Consider the following 18,563-nt stretch of genomic DNA (forward strand, 5'->3'; position numbering starts at 1 on the left):
CCGGTTCAGGGTCGACTGCCCTCCGGGCCCTGAACCCGGGCGTCACACCCGCGTCTGGAGCCTGCTGAGGTGCCGCTGTACGTGGTCGAGTGCGCCCCGTCGGCGTCCGGGCACGCGCAGTCTCAACTCGGCCAGTGCGGAGCCGAGTTCGACGGCCCGTGCGAAGTCGCCGATCTGTCCCCACTGGTGGTGGGCCCGGTCCACGGCCGACTCGACGGCCGGGGCGTCCGCGGGCTGGCCCGCGTCCAGCCGGTGTCCGGCGATCGCCAGCCAGGTGCGGCAGCTGCCGACCGGGTCGCCCGCGAGCATCGCCAGGTCCGCGCGGACCTCCGCCCAGTGCAGGGCCTGTTCGGAGGCGACGCCCCAGGTGCGGGCCGCCTCCTGCTCCCAGCGCGCGGCCAGTGCCGCGGCCTCGTCGTGCCGGCCCGCCTGCGCGGCGGCGGTGATCGCGGCGTGCGGGTCCGGGACCACGGGTATCCGCGCGGGAGCCGCCAGCACGATCCCCGACGGCCCGCTCTCGGCCTCGATCCGGGCCAGCGACTGCTGGTGCAGCAGCGGGAGTTCGGGCCGCCGGCCGCTGCGCAGGATCGTGGCGAGGGCCTTCATGTACGCCGGTGACGCCACCGTGCGCCGGGGCGGCGGCGGGGCGACGCGCCCGTACAGGCCGACCCCCGTGCCCGCGGTGAGGGGGCTCGTCGCGAGGTACTCCCAGGTCTCCGCGTCGGCGTGCAGGTCGACCAGGAGCTCGGTGGTGCCCGGCGCGCGCAGCCGGAGCTCCTCGGTGATCCAGTGCCAGGGGAAGGCCGTGTAGCGGACGGTCGAGGGGGTGGTGCGGGCCAGCGCGAGGTGCGGCAGGCGCTGGCGGCGGTCCAGTTGGAGCTGGCCCGTCACGAACATCGTCAGCGGGCCGGGGGCCGTGGCGGCCGCGCGCAGCCGGGTCAGCACGGCCTGCGGCTCCAAGGGGTCGGCCAGTTCCACCACGTTCGCGGTGTCCGTGCCGGACAGCACCGCGGGGGACACCGCCGCGAGCACGGGGAGCACGGACGCCGCGTCCACCAGACACCCCTTGCCCACCGGTGAGGCCGCGAGGAGCAGCACGGTTCCGGGCATGGTTCCCTCCCTCCCCATCGATCACGTACGCCAGCACCGTAACCGCTGCGCCTGCGAAGGGGGGACGGCAGCCGGGCAAACGCCCGCCTATGACTGGGTTGTGCCCCCGCCCGTGCCCTCCGGGACCACGTTCGGTGACACCACCGGCCTGGAGTCCTCCCGTCGCCGTACCGCGAAGATCGTGGTGTCGTCGGCCAGATGCCCGCCGCAGTGCCGCAGTGTGCCGTCGCGGACGAGTTCGACGAGGTGCTGCGGCTCGACGGTGCGCGGGTCCTCGGTCAGGGCGCGCGTCACCCGGTCGAGGAGCGGGAAGAACGCTCCGTCGGCGTCGCGGGCCTCGGTCACCCCGTCCGTGACGAGGAGCAGGGTCTCGCCGGGTACCAGTACGGCGGTCAGGACGAGCGGCCGGTCGGAGGTCAGGTCGGCGAGGCCCAGCGGGAGTCCGTGGTCCGGCGGCAGGGTGCGTACGCCGTCGGGCGCGACCACGAGGGGCGGATCGTGGCCGAAGTTGACGAACTCGACGGTGTTCCGGGCGTCGTCGGGGAAGCCCACCAGGACGGCGGTGGCGAAGCGGTCGCGGTCGTCGCGGCCGATCGCCGTGCGGTAGCCGACGTGCCGGCGCATCCGCACTTCCAGACGGTCGGCGACCGTCCGCAGGAGGGGTTCGTGGTACGCCGCCTCGCGGAACGTGCCGAGCAGCGCGGCCGCCGACTCCACCGCGCCCAGCCCCTTGCCCTGCACGTCGCCGAGGAGCAGCCGGGTGCCGCGGGGGCCCGGCTGGATGTCGTAGAAGTCCCCGCCGACCCGGGCCTCGCTGTCGGCGGCGAGGTACACGGCCGCGTGGTCGAGTCCGCCCCAGCCCGGCGGCATCGGGCGCAGCACCGTGCGCCGGGTGGTCTCGGCGACGTCCATCATGTGCAGCATGCGCCGTTCGCTGCGGACCCGCACCGCACAGGCCAGGACCGCGAGGACGCCGCCCACGGTGACGAGGATGAAGTCGGGAAGGCCGGTCTGGTACTGGTGCTGCCAGGACGCGTCGATCTCGACGTAGGTGACGACCGCCAGACAGGCGAAGGCCGCCGTGGTCCACACCCCGCAGATCGCCGCCGCGATGGCGGGGACGAGGACGATCCAGGAGATGATCCGGAACTCGCCGGAGGTGTTCCAGTCGGCCAGTCCGATGGCGATGAGCAGGAGCAGCGGCGGCACCCAGGCGACGCTGTGGCCGCGCCGCCGCAGCGTCTTCTGCCGCTGGACGGAGACGTCGCGCTGCTCGGGGGGCACCGGGCCGAGCAGCGGCGACAGGTCTCGGATGCGTCGCAGGGCGCCCACGTCGCCGTACCATCCGTTCCTCGTCAGTACGCCACCGACATCCGGGCGCGCGGGTGGGCGGGCGTCTCCAGCTCGTCGACGAGGGCGATGGCGTAGTCCTCGGCGCTGATCCTGCTGTTGCCGTGGTCGTCGGTGAGCAGCCGGTCACCGCCCAGGCGGAAGGTGCCGGTGCGGGCGCCGGGGGCGATGTCGGCGGCGGGCGAGATGTACGTCCAGTCGAGGTCGTCGACCGTGCGGTAGAAATTGAGGGCGTCGCGGTGGGCGAGCGCCTCCGGGAGCACGGCCGCGGGGAAGCCGGGCTGGTCCGCGACCTCCTGTCCGGGCGCGACCTCCAGACTGCCCGCCCCGCCCACGATCACCAGCCGCCGCACCCCGGCCGCCCGGACGGCCTCCACCAGCGCCGTGTTCAGCGCCAGAAACGGCCCCCGGGGATCCGTCCCGTCTCTCGGCGGTACGCAGGCCGAGACCACCACGTCCGCGCCCGCCACCAGCTCGGTCACCTTCGCCGTGTCCGAGGCGTCCGCGGCGGTCGCCGTGACCCCGGGGACCGGCGACTGCCCGGAGCGGCTCACCGCCAGGACCTGGTGCCCGCGCGCCGATGCCTCCGTTGCGATACGGCTGCCGATCATTCCGGTGGCGCCGAAGAGTACGACCTTCATGGAGTTCAGCGAAACACGCGGCCAAAACCCCCGCATCCCGACTTGCCAGCCACCCGGCCGGGGTGTGACCTGGAAGGCGGGGCGAGGAGAGAGGAGTGCTCCCATGACTCACGTGGCACCAGTCTCGAAGGCGTCAGGGGCACGACACGGAGCGGTGACAGGGCGTACGGCGGGAACGGCGGGCATCGCGGGTTCGACCTGGGCGGCGCGGACGCACCGCGCACCCGATGTCTTCGACGCGCGCACCCACGCCGTCGCGAGGTGGGCGGTGCCCGTCGCCGGCGGGCTGCTCTACGGGTACTGGGCGGCGGCCAACGCGCGCGACGCCGGATCGATCACGGGCTGGAACGTCCTGTTCGGGTTCGTGTGCGCGATCGTGTTCGCGGCCGCCTACATCGGCGTGCGCATGCTGGCGCCGGTGCTGAGGCGTGAACTGCACGCGCTGGTGTGGACCGCGTTCGCGGGCATCGCGTTCGGGTTCCTCTTCAGCACGACCGGTGAGTCCGTGCTGCGCTCCACGTTCATTGGGCTGGGGGCCTCGGTGCTCGTGTTCGCGGCGAGCTTCTACCACTACTACACGCACGAGGACGCGGCGGGCCATCCGGTGAACTGAGGCGGCGGCACGCCGACGCGACGCTACGGCATGGTGCACGAGGCCCCGGCAGGCTGCCGGGGCCTCGTGCACCTCCCTCACTCACCTACCCCCTGGGACCAAGTCCCAGGAGTCTGGGGAAGAGCCGCTACAACCAGGTAACACCCGTTCGGGTGAGCTCTCCACCGGAGCGGCTCGTCGTTTGCACCCATATGGAGTCACACCGCTCGCGCTCTCCGCCCACGCGGCCTTGCCTGGTGAGGTGTCCCCTCGTGTGCGCAGCGCCCTGTCGGCCGTCCTGATCGCCCTCGCCTGCCTGTTCACGCCGCTCGGCGCACTGTCGACCTGGGCGGCGTACGGGATCGGCGACGACGAGCGCTACGCGGCCGCGATGGAGCCGCTCGCCGCCGACACGGACGTACGGGAGGCGATCGCCGCGGCCGTCACGACCGGGATCCTGCGCGAAGTCCACGTGCGGGCACCGCTCCAGGGGCCGGTGAACCACTTCGTACGGGACGCGGTGCGCTCGTTCACGCTGACACCGGCGTTCCACACGGCGTGGCAGGCGGCGAACCGGGCCGCGCACGAGGCGGTGATGCGGGCGCTGCGCAGTGACCGGGAGGAGGCCGTGACGATCGACCTCGCCCCGGTCGCCGAACAGGTCAGGAGTCAACTCGCCGACGCGCACGTGCCGTTGGCGAACCGTATCCACGTCGAGCACACCGAGATCACGGTGTTGCCCTCGGAGGATCTGGCCGAGCTCCGGAAGGGGTTCCACGTGCTTGAAGTCGCCGGATTCTGGCTGCCCGTCTCGGCGGCCGTCCTCGCCGTGACGGGCATCCTCGTCGCGGTGTGCCGCAGACAGGCGGTGCTGGCCACCGGGCTCGGCACGGCGCTGGGCGCCGCGCTGCTCGGCGTCGCGGTCGCCGTCGGCCGCCGGCTCACCCTCGCCGACCTGCCGCCCGATGTGTCCCCCACGGCGGTGGGCGCGGTCTACGACGCCCTCACCGACACCCTGCGCCTGGTCTCCTGGGCGCTGCTCGTCCTCGGCCTCACGGTGGCGCTGACCGCCCTGCTCACGGCCGCGTACGCGCGACGTCGGCGAGCGTCCGCAGAGCCCGGGCCAGCTCCGGCGGAGCCACCGACGCAAGTCCGAGCCTGACGGCGTCCGAAGCGCCCGCCGCGGCGGCCGGGGCGGCGGCGAAGGCCGAACCCGGGGTCACCGCGATCCCGCGCGCCGCTGCCGCCGCCGTGAACGTGTCCGCCCGCCACGGCGCGGGCAGCTCCCACCAGACCTGGTACGCCCGCGGATCGGCCCGCACACGGAACCCGGCGAGGCGCTCGGCGACCAGCCCCTGCCGCAGCTCCGCGTCCGCCCGCTTGGCGGTGACCAGCCGGTCGACCGTGCCGTCCGCCAGCCAGCGCACCGCGGCCTCCAGCGCGAACCGCCCCGCGCTCCAGGCACCGGAGCGCAGCGCCGCCGCCACGTCCTCGACCCGGTCCTCGGGCGCGACGAGAAAGCCGACGGTGAGGCCGGGCGCGACCCGCTTGGAGAGGCCGTCGACGAGGTAGGTGCGCTCGGGGGCGTGCGCGGCGAGGGGGTCCTGGCCGGTGTGGAGGAAGGACCAGATGCGGTCCTCGACGAGCGGGAGGTCCAGGTCGCGTGCGGTGCCGGCCAGGTGCCGGCGGCGCGCGTCCCCCATCGTCACGCCGGTCGGATTGTGCAGGGTGGGCTGGACGTACACGGCGGACAGGGGCGCCGAGCGGTGGGCCGCGGTGACCGCCTCGGGCCGCAGCCCTTCGTCGTCCATGGCCAGCGGGACCAGGGTGACGCCGAGCCGCGTCGCGATCTCCTTGACCAGGGGGTACGTCAGTGCCTCGACGCCGACACGGCCGCCCGGCCGGACGAGGGAGGCGAACGCGGCGGCGATGGCCTGGCGGGCGTTGCCCGCGAAGGCCACCCGGGACGGGGCCGGACGCCAGCCCGGGGTGGCGAGGAGGTCGGCGACGGCCTCGCGGGCGGCGGGCGTACCGGTGGCGGGAGCGGTGCGCAGGGACTCGGTGAGGACGTCGGGGCGCAGCAGCGGGGCGAGGGCGGGCGTGAGCAGCTCCGACTGGCCCGGCACGGACGGGTAGTTGAGCTCCAGATTCACGAGCGGGGCCGGGGATTCGGGGGACGGCTCGGCGAGGGCGCGTCCCGAGGGGACCGGGGCGGCCCGGACGAAGGTGCCGCGCCCGACCTCGCCGACCACCAGTCCGCGCCGCACCAGTTCGGCGTAGACGCGTCCGGCCGTCGATCCGGCGATCCCGCGCCGCCGGGCGAACGCCCGCTGCGGGGGCAGTCGTTCGCCGGGGCTGAGCCGCCCGGCGGCGATGTCGTCGGCGAGCCGGTCGGCGATGCGCCGGTAGTCGTCCACCACGTGAAGTCCCCCTGTTCGCGTTCCGGATCGCGGCACCGGGTCGCACCGCCTGGATCGCACTGCCCGGAGTGCGTCTCCTGGATCGCGTCTCCTGGATTGCACCGAGGGCAAAGATCCTATTGCACCGAGGAGTTGGCCGGACCTAGGGTCGTGACCATGGCACCCTTCCTCGTATACGAGGACAAAGGGGGCGCTGTCGATGCCACGGCGCTCCCTCTCGTCCTGATCCACGGCCACCCCTTCGACCGCACGATGTGGACCCCCCAGATCGTCGCGTTCTCGTCGCGACGGCGAGTGATCGCCCCGGACCTGCGCGGCTACGGCGCGTCTCCTGTGGTCCCCGGCGTCACGCCACTCGCCACCTTCGCCGAGGACATCGCGGCGCTGCTCGACCACCTCGGGGTGGACCGGTTCATCCTCGCCGGACTCTCCATGGGCGGCCAGATCGCGATGGAGTGCTACCGGCTGTTCCCGGAGCGGATCCGGGGGCTGGTGCTGGCCGACACGTTCCCGTCGGCCGAGACCCCGGAGGGCAGGAAGGCGCGCGCCGCGATGGCGGACCGCCTGCTGCGCGAGGGCATGGCCGGCTACGCCGACGAGGTGCTGTACAAGATGGTCGCGCCGTACGCGGACGCCGAGGTCGCGGCGCACGTGCACCGCATGATGACCGCCACGCCGCCCGAGGGCGCGGCGGCGGCCCTGCGGGGACGGGCCGAACGCCCCGACTACCGCGACCTGCTGACCCGCGTCACCGTGCCGGCCCTCGTCGTCGTGGGCGCCGACGACGCGTACACGCCGGTCCCGGACGCGGAGGCGATGCACGCGGCGCTGCCGCACTCGACGCTCAGCGTGATCGCCTCGGCGGCCCATCTGCCGAACCTGGAACGACCGGAGGAGTTCAACGGGGCGCTGGCGGACTTCCTGGACGGACTCGACGCCTGAGCAGACGCCCCGCCCGTCGGTGAGGGAGGATTCGGGCACCCCACGCGAACGAGCGGAAGGCAGGCCGGGACGTTGAGACTGCTGAGACCGCGGTGACCGCCCCGGCGGCCTCCGAGGACCGGCCGACGCGCTCCGGGGGCCGTCGGGCCGCGGCCTGGGCGGCCGGGCTGCTGCTGTCCGGGGTGAGCGCGGTGGTCGGATGCCGGGCCGCCGACAGCGACGGCATCACTCCCGTGCCCCAGCTGCTCGCCTTCCTGCCATGGCTCCTCGCACCCACCGGCCTCGGACTCCTGCTCGCCCTGTTCGCCCGCCGGCGGACCGGCTTGGTGTGGGGGGTGCTGGTGCTGGGCGCGCTCGCCTGGTACATCGAGCCCTACGGCAGGACCAGCGAGCCGACCGGGAGTCCGGTCGCCGAACTGCGGGTGATGACGTCGAACGTGCAGTTCGGAAGGGGTGCCCGCGCGCTCGTCGCCGCCGTCCGACGGCACCGGCCCGACATCGTGTTCGTGGAGGAGTGCGAGTACACCTGCTCCGCCGCGCTCAAGAAGGCCTTCCAGGGCCCGGGAGGCGCCTATCCGTACCGCGTGTCCGTCGAGGGCGCCGGATCCGACGGCTCCGTGATCATCAGCCGGTTCCCGCTCGCGAGGGCGGACGGCGTACGCGGGACGATGGGGATGCCGGGGGCCGTGGCCGACGTACAGGGGCACGCCGTACGGCTCCAGCTCGCGCACCCCATGCCGCCGCTGCCGGGGCAGGTCGGACTGTGGCGGCACGAGCTCGGCGAACTGCGCGACTACGCCGCCGGGGGCAAGGACGGCTCCACCATCCTCGCCGGGGACTTCAACGCCTCCCAGGACCACGCCGCGTTCCGCCGCATCCTCGACACCGGACTGCGCGACAGCGCCCGCCTGGCCGGCTCCCCGCGCACCCTCAGCTGGCCCGAGCGCACCGCCCCCACCCTCGGCGCCCAGATCGACCACGTCCTCGTCTCCCCGGACTTCTCCGCGAACGCGGCCACCTTCCTCGACATCGCCGGCAGCGACCATCGCGCGCTCGTCGTCGATATCACCCTTCACCAGCACACATGAGCCCCAGGATCGGTGGGGCGATGCGGTCAGCCGCTGCGCCAGGAGGTCGCCGCGGCCCACGCCATCGCCTCACCGCACCGACCGGTCCCCACACAGGGGGTGCGGGCCGCCCGTGCAGGGGACGGCCCGCACCTGTGGGGGGTGGGGACTGGCTGTTACGGGTTCGGCCGCCCAGGGCCTGACCGCCGGATCAGGTCGCAGGAAACGGGCGATGCCTCATCGACGCTGGTGAGCCCCGCGTCGCGGCATGATCCGCCGGAAAGGCCCTAGCGGGCGCTGGTCTTGCTCAGGGCCTTGTCCAGCGCCTGCGCGAGACCGTTGGCCCAGAGCTGGTTGACGCGCGAGCGCTCGGTCGCGTTGGGGATCGCGTTGGTGCAGGACGGGCCGGGGCCACCGCCCGACATCAGCTCGCTGCACGGACCGGAGTAGTGATCGGGCAGACCGAGCACATGGCCGGTCTCGTGCGCGGTGATGCGGATCGGGTCGTACTGCTCGCTCTGCGCGTAGTCGAGGAAGACGTACCCGCTGCCGTGGCCGTCCGTGGAGGCATAGGAGCCACGCGAGTCGTTGCCCTCGCGGTAGGTGAAGTCGGCGCTCGACGCCGAACCCGACTGGAGCTTGACGTTCGCGACCGCGCTGTTCCATATCTGGGTGCTGCGGGCTATCTCCGCGCTGAAGGACGGCGCGCGGGAGGCGTTGTAGACGACCGTGACGGCCGCGGCGCTGCTCGGGTTCGCGGCGCGCTTCTCGGCGACGGATCTGATGACCGCCTGGAAGAACGCCTGGTTCGCCGTGGCCTCCGCGGCCGATCCGGAGTAACCGGCATACGGGGCCGACGCGGAGACGGGAGCGGGGGCCGGGGCCGCCGTCGCCGGGACCGCGCCGAACGTGGCGGCCGTGAGGCCCAACCCGACCGCGGCCGAGAGCATGGGCAGGGAGAGTCGCATGATGACTCCTTGTGTGGGGGGTGAAGTCGTCATCGGTGAGTGTCGATGCCTGTGCGTCCGCTGTGATGATGGCAATCGGCGATAGGACAGCCCTATCGGGGCGAGCTGCCCAACACCGTCCCGGTGCGTCCAACTCGCCTGCCTTGCAAGGGGTTTGTGCGTCTGGTGCAACCCACGCCCGCGACTTAGGCTCCGACGGCATGGAGCTTGAGGTCCGGCATCTCCGCGCGCTGTGCGCCATCGCCGACACCGGCAGCCTGCACCGCGCCGCGCGCCTGCTCGGCGTTGCCCAGCCCTCGTTGAGCACCCAGCTGCGGCGGATCGAACAGGAGCTGGGCGGGGAGCTGTTCACCCGCGAACGTACCGGCTGCCGTCCCACCCCGCTCGGCCGGGTCGTGCTCGGCCGGGCCCGCCCGCTGGTGGCCGAAATGCGGTCCCTGGTCGCGGAGGCCCGCGCCGCCGCCGCGGACGACCCCCAACTGCGCATCGGCTCCACCGCGAGCCGTGCCCTCGCGGGCTGGCTGCGCCGACTGCGCGAACGCCGCCATGAACCGGTCCTCCAGATGGACGTGTCCGCGAACGCCCTGCTCAACCTGGTCGCCGAGGGCCGGCTCGACGTGGCGTTCGTGCACGAGGTCGAAGGCTGCCCGCTGCGCATCCCCAGCGGGCTGCGGCTGCGCGTCCTGGTCGAGCGCGAGCCCCAGTTCGTGTCCCTGCCGAACGACCACCCGGCCGCCGCACGCTCCGTCGTACGCCTCTCCGACCTGGCCGAGGACCGCTGGATGATCGACCCGACGGTCGACGGCGAGTGGGACGCGGTGCACCGGATGCTGCGCTCGGCCGGGCTCAACCCCCGTGTCCTGCACGGCGATTACCACACGACGGCGTCCCTGGTGGCGACCGGTGAGGTCATCACGGTCTGCCAGCCGACCCGGCAGTCCGGCCCCGAGACGGTCGTCCGCAGACTGTACGGCGACCCCCTCGGCGTACGCCTGCTGCTCGCCGCCCGCACCGAGACCGAGCTGGACGGCGTCTATCCGGACCTGGCGGAGGCATACCGGGAGACGGCACAGCAGTCCCCGGCATACCGGGAGTGGCTGGAACGCAGCGGTGTGGACAACCCCGTCCCAGCCCTCCCCTAAGACCCGTCAAGGAGACCCGTCAAGACCCGTACGCGGCTTTCGCGACGACTCCCGCGACGACTTCCCGCGGCCTCAGACCCCGATGTCGCAGCCGTCCGTGCGCCACACCGAGACGACCGCCGGGCGCACGATCTTCCCGGGTCCGTCGGGCCAGTTGCTCGCCGGTTTCTCCACCGACGCGCCGTCGATCTCGCCCGGGTGCTGGACCGCGACGAGCACCCGCCGGTCCTGGATGATCGGCCCGCAGGTCTCCGCGCCGGTCGGCACCGTCAGGAACTGCTTCAGCTCACCGCGCCGCTCGCCCTTCGTCGCCACGCCCAGCAGGCCGTCGTGCGATCCGAGCTGGTTGCCGTCCGTGGAGATCCACAGGTTGCCGTGCGGGTCGAAGGCCACGTTGTCCGGGCAGGAGATCGGGCTGACCCTGTCCTTCGGGAAGCCCGCGAAGTAGGTCGCGGGGTCGGCCGGGTCGCCCGCGACGAGGAACAGCGACCAGCCGAAGGTGGTCGCCTCCGCGCGGCCCCGGCGCTCGGTGAGCTCCAGGATGTGCCCGTGCTTGTTGGCATTGCGCGGATTGGCCTCGTCGGCACCCGCGGACCCGGCCTTTCCACGGTTGGTGTTGTTGGTCAGAACGACATAGACCTTGCCGGTGTGCGGGGAGGGCTGGATGTCCTCGGGCCGGTCCATCTTGGTGGCGCCGACCTTGTCACCTGCGAGCCGCGTGAAGACGAGGACCTCCTCGGCCGTCATCCCGTCCACGTGCGAGACGGCTCCGCGGGCGGTCGCGGTGGCCAGCGGAATCCACTCGCCACTGCCGTCGAACTCCCCGTCCGCCGGAAGCTTCCCGCTCCCGTCGATGTCGGCGGCGGGGGAGTCGCCGGTCAGCCGGGCCACGTAGAGCGTCCCCTCGTCGAGGAGGGAGAGGTTGTACTCCCGGACGGAGCGCGAGGAACCGTGCCGCATCCGCTTGCTGCCGACGAACTTGTAGAAGTAGTCGAAACGCTCGTCGTCGCCGGTGTAGACGACGGGCCGCCCGTCGTCCGTCAGCCGCACGGTCGCGGCCTCGTGCTTGAAGCGGCCCAGCGCGGTGTGCTTGCGGGGCGTGGAGGAAGGGTCGTACGGGTCGAACTCGACGACGTATCCGAAGCGGTGCGACTCGTTGGGCTCCTGCGCCACGTCGAACCGCTTGTCGAACCGCTCCCACTTGCGCTCGGTCGCGCCCGTACCGAGCCCGTACCGCTTGTCGGTGCCACGGCTCCCGTTGGCGAAGTACTGGTTGAAGTTCTCCTCGCCGTGCAGCGTGGTGCCCCAGGGGGTGGTGCCGCCGGAGCAGTTGTTGAGCGTGCCGAGCACCTTGCGGCCGGTCGGGTCCGCGGAGGTCTTGAGCAGGTCGGACCCGGCGGCGGGGCCGGTGAGCCGGAACTCGGTGGTGGCGGTGACCCGACGGTTGAGGGCGTGCCGGGTGACGGCGGTGAGCCTGCCGGTCCCGCGGTCCTCCTCGACCACGACGGCGGACAGACCGTGGGCGGCCCACGCCACCTCGACCTGCTCACGGGTGGGGTTCGCGGGGTCGTACCCGCGGAACATCAGCACCTCGTCGGTGTACTCGTGGTTCGCCACGAGCAGCTGCCGTCCGCGCTCGCCGGGCAGCGGGAGGAGAGCGAGGAAGTCGTTGTTGTAACCGAACTGGCCGGCCTGGGCCTTGGCGGTCTGGTGCTCCGGGTCGAAGGCGGGAGCGCCACGCAGGATGGGCTCACCCCAACGGATGACGACATTCTGGCCATATCCACCGGGGACGGTGACGGCGTCGGCGGTGTTCGGCGGGACGGGGCTGAACCGGAGCCCGCGCGCGGCCTTGTCGGCCGTGTGTCCGGCACGGGCCGCGGCACCCCCTTCCACCCCCTGAGCGGCCTGCGCGTCCTGGGCACCTGTGCCGACGACCGCCGCACCCGTCGCCGTGGCGACCGTGACGACGGCCGCGGCCCGCATCATCGAACGGCGGCCTATCGCACCGGCGATGACATCACCGACGTACGCGTTGTCGCTGGTGTTGGGCACCTCGTGGAAGCAGGCGTCACCACAGCGGAACCGACAGGTCAGGGCAGATCGCCCACCGGGATGTGAACCGGGCGTTCCGATCAACGGCAGCAGTCTGCGCATTTTACTCTCCCCTTACGAAACCTTGGTGTGAGCGTGACGCTAGGGGGGTGCGGGTGCAAGCACCCTGCGGCCGGGTGAACAGAGTGTGAACCTCCCGCTCTCGCAGGGGTCTTGATAACGCTCTTGACACCGCTACCTGTCGGTACCCGACCCTGCCCAAGATCGCCGGAGACGGCCGCTAACCTTACGTGTCCGTCCTGGCCAGGGATTGACGGCTTCAACTCATGCGAAGGGTTGCGCACATGGGCATTCTCACTCTCCTGCGGAACGCGTTCGGCCGCTCACGCAAGGGGCGTGACGCCGACGCGGAGACCTCGCCGACGGAGGCTACGGCCCCCACGGTCCCGGCCCCGGCCACCGAGCCGGAGCCCACGCCGGCTCCTGCTCAGGAGGCGGAGCCGAAGATCCCCGCACCTTCGTCGGAGCCGTCCGTGGTGGACGAGCTGGTGTCGGCGGCCTTCGACAACGTCACGGTCCCCAAGCCGGCGGCGCCGGTACTGGAGGAGAAGACGACCGACGAGACGAAGGCGACCGAGGAGGAGAAGGCCGAGGAGGAACCGACTCCGACTGCCGCTTCCGCTTCCGCTTCTACTTCGGCTTCCGCTTCGATTCCGTCTCCGGCTCCGGATCCCGAGCCGGTGGCCACGGCCGAGGTCGAGACCGAGACCGAGGCCACGGCGGAGCCGGTGGCCGAGACCGAGGCCGAGGAGGTCGAGGTTCCGGCCGAGCCCGAGGTCGAGGCAGAGGCTGAGGCCGTGGTGGAGGCGCCCGCGCCCGAGCCGGAACCCGTGGTCGAGTCCGAGCCGGTCGCCGAGACCCCCGAGGCGTCCGCCCCGAAGCCCGAACCCGAGGCCGAACAGGCTCCCGAGCCCGCGGCCGAAGATGCCCTCGCGCCCACCGCCGAGGAGCCCTCGGAACCGGTCGCCGAAGAGACCCCGGAACCGGTCGCCGCGGAGGCCTCCGAGCCCGAGCCGGAATCCGTCACCGAGGAAGCCCCCGCGCCCGCCGCCGAGGACCCCTCCGAGCCGGTCACCGAAGACACCCCGGAACCGATCGCCGCGGAGGCCTCCGAGCCCGTGGCCGAGGAGGCTCCCGCGCCCGCGGCCGAGGAGGTCTCGGAGCCGGTCGCCGAGGAGCCCTCGGAGCCGGTCGCCGAGGAAACCCCCGCCCCGGTCACCGCTGAGATCACCCCCGCCGAACCGGTCGCCGAACCGGTCGCGGAACCGACCACGGAAGCGGTCACCGAACCGGTCGCGGAACCGGTCGCGGCCTCGGTGGACGAGCCGGCGGCCGACTCCGTGGACGTGCCGACGGACGAGCCGGTGCACGACTCGGCGAACGAGCCGGTCGCCGCCGACGGCGATCAGCCCCCGGCAGGGCCACCCGCACCCGACGACGAGAGCGTCACGGGTGGTGCGGGCGGGGAAGACGACGTGGCCGAAGGCGAAGCCGAGGCCGGAACGACCGGCACCCCGGCCACCCCCCTCACCCACGTGAAGACCCACGCCCCCGACCTCGCCACCGCCTACCAGGAAGCAGGAACGGCCCTCGCGAAGAGGGACCTCACCGGCACCCGGGCCAAGGTCTACCTCGTCCTCGACCGCTCCGCGTCCATGCGCGCGTACTACAAGGACGGCTCCGCCCAGGCCCTCGGCGAGCAGGCCCTCGCCCTCGCCGCCCACCTCGACCCCGAGGCCAAGGTCCAGGTCGTCTTCTTCTCCACCGAACTGGACGGCACCGGCGAGCTCACCCTCCCCGAGCACGAGAACAAGATCGACGACCTCCACGCCGGCCTCGGCCGCATGGGCCGTACGAGCTACCACATCGCGGTGGAAGAAGTCGTCACGCACCACCAGAAGTCCGGCACCACCGACCCGGCCCTGGTGATCTTCCAGACGGACGGCGCCCCGGACGCCAAGACCCCCGCCACCCAGTCCCTCACGGACGCGGCGAAGGACCACCCCACCGTGTTCTTCTCGTTCGTCGCGTTCGGTGAGCACGACAACAAGGCCTTCGACTACCTCCGCAAGCTGAAGACCGACAACACGGCCTTCTTCCACGCGGGCCCGACCCCGCGCGAGCTGACCGACGCGGAGGTCTACGAGGGCGTGCTGGAGAACTGGCGCCCGTAACACCCGTAGCACCCATAGGCCCAACAAGAACAAACCGGAGGCCGCCCGTTTCCCACCCCTTGAAAAGGGAAACGGGCGGCCCACCCATGTCGGCTACGATTTCAAGGTTCGCAAGACGACCGACGGTACGACCAGCACCGACGATCGTCACCCCACGTAACGACACGTAACGACTTGGGAGCAGCCGCGATGGCTCGACACCTCATCACCAGCGCCCTTCCGTACATCAACGGGATCAAGCACCTGGGCAACATGGTGGGGTCCATGCTCCCGGCGGACGTGTACTCCCGGTACCTCCGCCAGCGCGGCCACGACGTCCTCTACATCTGCGCGACGGACGAGCACGGCACCCCGGCCGAGCTGGCGGCCAAGGAGCAGGGTCTGCCGGTCGACGTGTTCTGCGCACAGGCGCACGACGCGCAGAAGGCGGTGTACGACGGCTTCGAGCTGGCCTTCGACTACTTCGGCCGCAGCTCAAGCCCGCAGAACCGCGAGATCACCCAGCACTTCGCGCGCCGCCTGAACGAGAACGGCTTCATCGAGGAGCGCGCGATCCGCCAGGTGTACTCCCCGACGGACGGCCGCTTCCTCCCGGACCGCTATGTGGAGGGCACCTGCCCCCACTGCGGCTACGACAAGGCCCGCGGCGACCAGTGCGAGAACTGCACGCGTGTGCTGGACCCGACCGACCTGATCAACCCGCGTTCGGCGATCTCCGGCTCGACGGACCTGGAGGTCCGCGAGACCAAGCACCTCTTCCTCCTCCAGTCGAAGCTCCAGAGCGAGGTCTCGGAGTGGGTGGCGCGCCACGAGCACGAGTGGCCGCAGCTCGCCTCGTCCATCGCCCGCAAGTGGCTGACGGAGGGCCTGCACGACCGGGCGATCACCCGTGACCTGGACTGGGGCGTCCCGGTCCCGGCCGACACCTGGCCGGAGCTGGCGGCGGAGGGCAAGGTCTTCTACGTCTGGTTCGACGCGCCGATCGAGTACATCGGGGCGACGAAGGAGTGGGCGGACCAGGACCCGGAGAACCGCGACTGGAAGTCCTGGTGGTACGAGGCGGACTCCGGCGAGAACCCGGTCCGCTACACGGAGTTCATGGCGAAGGACAACGTCCCCTTCCACACCGTCATGTTCCCGGCCACCGAGCTGGGCGTGCGCGAGCCGTGGAAGAAGGTCGACTACGTCAAGGCCTTCAACTGGCTGACGTACTACGGCGGGAAGTTCTCCACGTCCCAGAAGCGCGGTGTCTTCACCGACCACGCGCTGGACATCCTGCCCGCGGACTACTGGCGTTACTTCCTGATCGCCAACGCCCCCGAGTCGGACGACTCGTCCTTCACCTGGGAGCACTTCACCGCCACGGTGAACAAGGACCTGGCCGACACCCTCGGCAACTTCGTCAACCGCGTCCTGTCCTTCTCCAAGAAGCGCTTCGGCGAGGAGGTCCCGGCGGGCACCGGGGCGGGCGAGGCGGAGGCGAAGCTCGGCGAGGAGATCGCGGGCCTGCTGGCCGAGTACGAGACCCAGATGGAGGCCCTCCAGTTCCGCAAGGCCGCGGCGGCGCTGCGCGCCCTGTGGTCGGCGGGCAACTCCTACCTGGAGGAGAAGGCCCCCTGGCTGGAGATCAAGACCGACCCCGACGGCGCGGCCCTGACCCTGCGCACGGCGATGAACCTGATCCACCTCTACTCGGTGGTCTCGGAGCCCTTCATCCCCGCGTCCTCCCGCGCGATGCGCTCGGCGTTCGCGCTGACGGACGACACGGCGGTGTGGGTTTCGGCGGACGAGGCGAGGTCCCTGTCCGCCGTCCCCGCGGGCACCCCCTTCACGGTTCCCCCGGTCCTGTTCGCCAAGATCACGGACGAGGACCTGGAGTCGTACAAGGAGCGCTTCGGCGGCGCACCGGAGTAGTGACGGCGTAGAGCGGGGCCCGGCACCGAAATGGTGCCGGGCCCCGCTCTTTCCCCGCCCGCCGCACTCCTCTTCGTAGCCCCCTCCGTCTCACTCCTCGGCCGGAAACCGACCCCGCTGGTGACATGCTCTTGACCACCCGTATGGTTTCGCCATGGCAGTCCCTCCGGTCATCCCGATCGCCTACGAGCCGAAGTCCCGCACCGAGAGCATCGGTCGCTACGCGGACGGCCAGTTCCTGGCGTCGATCACCTACGCCTTCCCCGAGGGCTACCGTCCCGACGATGGCTGGGAACAGCACAAACGCCTCTACACGGTGTTGCACACCTTCGACGCCGCGGGCCGCTACCGCGACTCGGAGATCTGGTGCGCGGGCACCTGGGCCGAACAGCAACTGGCGCCGGACGGACCGGACTCGGTGCTGTCCCGGGCCAGGGCCCATCTGGCGAAACTCCTGCGGAGCCTGCCTCGCCGCTCCTACACGGACATCGCGGTCCGTCCCTTCCAACGCACCGTCGACGGCGTCCTGTTCGGCCTGGTGATCAGGGAGGACGAGGAGGAGACCTGGGCCGAGCTCTACCCGGACCGTCTCGCGTTCGCCGAGCCGTGGAACGGCCAGTACGACACCTGAGCCGCGCGGCGGCATCCGAGGACCGGGCGCCCGGAACCTTCCGACCCCGGGCGCCCTTGCCGTCCCCTACGAGGTCAGGACCGCACCGGTGGTGGTGGCCAGCTCGGTCGGCAGGTTCTTCGCGGAGGACTGGATCCCGGCGTTCAGGGTCGGCGTCCAGTTCACCGTCGCCTTCAGCTTCTTCGAGTTCGCGGCGTTGTACGCGGCGACGAGGTCGGTCGAGGTGCCGTTGACGAGGTTGCCGCCGCCGGCGATCGAGCCGGTGCCGTCGCCGCTGAGCAGCTTGGAGATCTTCCCGCCCGCCGGGACCTTCCAGTAGTTGTCCTCGGCGACGACCTGGGCCTTGGCACGGGAGTTGATGCTGTAGAGGGGCACGTACCCGTTGACGGTCGTGGTGTCGAAGTAGTTGTTGTAAATGTGCACCTGGCCGATCCGGGTCAGGGGAGCCCGCTGGACGATCCCCTTCCACACGTTGTGGTGGATGGAGACACGCAGCTTGCCGACGCTGTCGGTGTCGCTGCTGCCGATCAGCATGGTCTTGTCGTGGTTGGTGAACTGATTGCGCTCGACGGTCACCAGGTCCGAGCCCTTGGTGATGTCGAGGTCACCGTCGTGGATCTGGTACTCGCGGCCGTAGTACTTCGGGTTGGCGCTGTCGAAGTGCGACGCGTCGGTGAAGGTGTTGTGGTCGGCCCACACGTGCGTCGCCCCGCGCAGGGTGACGGCGTCGTACTGGGAGTTCCAGTTACCGCTGTCGCCGTCGGTCGGGTCCCACTGCGGGAAGCAGTCCTCGGTGGCGGAGAAGGTCAGATTGCGGATGATGACGTTGTCGACGCTCTGCACCTGCAGACTGCCACCGGTGATCCCGGCCTTGGTGCCCGGCACACCCACGATGGTGGTGTTGGCGGGCACCTTGAAGACGATGTTCTTCGCCTGCTTCTGCTGCGCGGCGTCGCGGGCCTTCTCCTGCGTGCCGGAGGGCAGCTTGGAGCGGCCGTAGGTGGCGGGGTCGTAGGCCTTGAGATACGCGGACAGCGAGTAGCCGGTCCCGGCGGAGTAGTCGGCGCAGGTCAGCTTCTTGCCCGAGTCGTCGGTGTTGGCGTCGATGACGCCCTTGATCTGAATGATCTTGGGCGTGGAGTTGTCGGCCTTGCCCAGCGCCTTCACGAGCTGGGCGCGGGTGCTGACGGTGTAGACGTGCGAGGAGCCGGCCTGCGAGCCGCCGGTCGTCCCGGTTCCGGATGCCGCCCAGCCGTCCTTGGCGGGCAGCACCTGGTGCGCGAGGTCGACCGTACCCGCGTTCGCGTTCATCACGAACGCGACGGCGCCGAGGCCCGCGGCCGTGACGGCGGCGGCGGAGACGATGACGGCGCGACGCTTGCGGAGGGACCTGCGGTGCGAGGGGGATGCCACGGATGAGTCCTTACGTGGTGGTGGAGCACGTGTTGTGGTGCACGAAGCCCCGCTGAACGGTGCTTCTGACTCATCAGTGGCCGC

At 71.6% G+C, this 18,563-nt stretch carries 15 protein-coding genes; 8 read left to right on the forward strand and 7 right to left on the reverse strand.

What is annotated here, in order from left to right:
- Positions 1–42: 42 nt before the first annotated feature.
- The 3 genes from ACZ7M2_RS31820 to ACZ7M2_RS31830 form a co-directional block, all read right to left on the reverse strand.
- A complete protein-coding gene (locus ACZ7M2_RS31820; RefSeq protein WP_471598254.1) occupies positions 43–1,110 on the reverse strand; it encodes a hypothetical protein in 1,068 nt (355 codons plus the stop codon).
- Positions 1,111–1,197: 87 nt separating this feature from the next.
- A complete protein-coding gene (locus tag ACZ7M2_RS31825) occupies positions 1,198–2,394 on the reverse strand; it encodes a PP2C family protein-serine/threonine phosphatase (protein ID WP_471598398.1) in 1,197 nt (398 codons plus the stop codon).
- 71 nt (positions 2,395–2,465) lie between these two features.
- On the reverse strand, positions 2,466–3,101 hold the full coding sequence (locus ACZ7M2_RS31830; RefSeq protein WP_471598255.1) for an NAD(P)-dependent oxidoreductase: 636 nt from the start codon (positions 3,099–3,101) through the stop codon (positions 2,466–2,468).
- A 154-nt stretch (positions 3,102–3,255) separates the two neighbouring features.
- On the opposite strand from ACZ7M2_RS31830, the gene ACZ7M2_RS31835 reads away from it, so the two are divergent.
- Together ACZ7M2_RS31835 and ACZ7M2_RS31840 are read left to right on the forward strand one after the other, a co-directional pair.
- Positions 3,256–3,714 carry a hypothetical protein gene (locus ACZ7M2_RS31835; RefSeq protein ID WP_471598256.1) on the forward strand — a complete coding sequence of 153 codons (459 nt, stop codon included), beginning with the start codon at positions 3,256–3,258 and terminating at the stop codon, positions 3,712–3,714.
- A gap of 241 nt (positions 3,715–3,955) precedes the next feature.
- The gene (locus ACZ7M2_RS31840) at positions 3,956–4,855 is read left to right on the forward strand and encodes a hypothetical protein (protein WP_471598257.1); all 900 of its coding nucleotides are present in this window, start codon (positions 3,956–3,958) and stop codon (positions 4,853–4,855) included.
- On the opposite strand, the gene ACZ7M2_RS31845 is transcribed toward ACZ7M2_RS31840, so the two are convergent.
- Positions 4,770–6,110, reverse strand: a complete 1,341-nt coding sequence (locus tag ACZ7M2_RS31845) for an aminotransferase-like domain-containing protein (protein WP_471598399.1) — start codon at positions 6,108–6,110, stop codon at positions 4,770–4,772. The genes ACZ7M2_RS31840 and ACZ7M2_RS31845 overlap by 86 nt on opposite strands.
- A gap of 159 nt (positions 6,111–6,269) precedes the next feature.
- Here ACZ7M2_RS31845 and ACZ7M2_RS31850 point away from each other — a divergent pair, with 159 nt between their 5' ends.
- Positions 6,270–7,055 carry an alpha/beta fold hydrolase gene (locus ACZ7M2_RS31850; protein WP_471598258.1) on the forward strand — a complete coding sequence of 262 codons (786 nt, stop codon included), beginning with the start codon at positions 6,270–6,272 and terminating at the stop codon, positions 7,053–7,055.
- A 92-nt stretch (positions 7,056–7,147) separates the two neighbouring features.
- A complete protein-coding gene (locus ACZ7M2_RS31855; RefSeq protein WP_471598259.1) occupies positions 7,148–8,143 on the forward strand; it encodes an endonuclease/exonuclease/phosphatase family protein in 996 nt (331 codons plus the stop codon).
- A 266-nt stretch (positions 8,144–8,409) separates the two neighbouring features.
- On the opposite strand, the gene snpA is transcribed toward ACZ7M2_RS31855, so the two are convergent.
- Positions 8,410–9,090: a snapalysin gene (snpA, locus tag ACZ7M2_RS31860; protein ID WP_471598260.1), complete on the reverse strand. Its 681-nt coding sequence runs from the start codon at positions 9,088–9,090 to the stop codon at positions 8,410–8,412.
- Positions 9,091–9,290: 200 nt separating this feature from the next.
- Between snpA and ACZ7M2_RS31865 the strand changes: the two genes are divergently transcribed.
- A complete protein-coding gene (locus ACZ7M2_RS31865; RefSeq protein ID WP_471598261.1) occupies positions 9,291–10,232 on the forward strand; it encodes a LysR family transcriptional regulator in 942 nt (313 codons plus the stop codon).
- Between the two features lie 72 nt (positions 10,233–10,304).
- Here the strand turns inward: ACZ7M2_RS31865 and ACZ7M2_RS31870 are convergent, their stop codons facing one another.
- Complete coding sequence (locus tag ACZ7M2_RS31870) at positions 10,305–12,389, reverse strand: PhoX family protein (RefSeq protein ID WP_471598262.1); 2,085 nt, start codon at positions 12,387–12,389, stop codon at positions 10,305–10,307.
- A gap of 242 nt (positions 12,390–12,631) precedes the next feature.
- Here ACZ7M2_RS31870 and ACZ7M2_RS31875 point away from each other — a divergent pair, with 242 nt between their 5' ends.
- The 3 genes from ACZ7M2_RS31875 (at position 12,632) to ACZ7M2_RS31885 (ending at position 17,066) form a co-directional block, all read left to right on the forward strand.
- Complete coding sequence (locus ACZ7M2_RS31875) at positions 12,632–14,521, forward strand: VWA domain-containing protein (protein ID WP_471598263.1); 1,890 nt, start codon at positions 12,632–12,634, stop codon at positions 14,519–14,521.
- A 189-nt stretch (positions 14,522–14,710) separates the two neighbouring features.
- Complete coding sequence (gene metG / locus ACZ7M2_RS31880; RefSeq protein WP_471598264.1) at positions 14,711–16,435, forward strand: methionine--tRNA ligase; 1,725 nt, start codon at positions 14,711–14,713, stop codon at positions 16,433–16,435.
- A 154-nt stretch (positions 16,436–16,589) separates the two neighbouring features.
- A complete protein-coding gene (locus tag ACZ7M2_RS31885; protein ID WP_471598265.1) occupies positions 16,590–17,066 on the forward strand; it encodes a hypothetical protein in 477 nt (158 codons plus the stop codon).
- A gap of 66 nt (positions 17,067–17,132) precedes the next feature.
- On the opposite strand, the gene ACZ7M2_RS31890 is transcribed toward ACZ7M2_RS31885, so the two are convergent.
- Positions 17,133–18,479, reverse strand: a complete 1,347-nt coding sequence (locus ACZ7M2_RS31890; protein WP_471598266.1) for a pectate lyase family protein — start codon at positions 18,477–18,479, stop codon at positions 17,133–17,135.
- Positions 18,480–18,563 lie beyond the last annotated feature (84 nt).

Source organism: Streptomyces sp. NPDC111507, from assembly GCF_055638955.1.

Coding starts and splice junctions, on each gene's coding strand:
- ACZ7M2_RS31865 (WP_471598261.1), top strand. CDS start 9,291: ATGGAGCTTGAGGTCCGGCATCTCCGCGCGCTGTGCGCCATCGCCGAC.
- metG (WP_471598264.1), top strand. CDS start 14,711: ATGGCTCGACACCTCATCACCAGCGCCCTTCCGTACATCAACGGGATC.
- ACZ7M2_RS31820 (WP_471598254.1), bottom strand. CDS start 1,110: ATGCCCGGAACCGTGCTGCTCCTCGCGGCCTCACCGGTGGGCAAGGGG.
- ACZ7M2_RS31830 (WP_471598255.1), bottom strand. CDS start 3,101: ATGAAGGTCGTACTCTTCGGCGCCACCGGAATGATCGGCAGCCGTATC.
- ACZ7M2_RS31850 (WP_471598258.1), top strand. CDS start 6,270: ATGGCACCCTTCCTCGTATACGAGGACAAAGGGGGCGCTGTCGATGCC.
- snpA (WP_471598260.1), bottom strand. CDS start 9,090: ATGCGACTCTCCCTGCCCATGCTCTCGGCCGCGGTCGGGTTGGGCCTC.
- ACZ7M2_RS31875 (WP_471598263.1), top strand. CDS start 12,632: ATGGGCATTCTCACTCTCCTGCGGAACGCGTTCGGCCGCTCACGCAAG.
- ACZ7M2_RS31885 (WP_471598265.1), top strand. CDS start 16,590: ATGGCAGTCCCTCCGGTCATCCCGATCGCCTACGAGCCGAAGTCCCGC.
- ACZ7M2_RS31870 (WP_471598262.1), bottom strand. CDS start 12,389: ATGCGCAGACTGCTGCCGTTGATCGGAACGCCCGGTTCACATCCCGGT.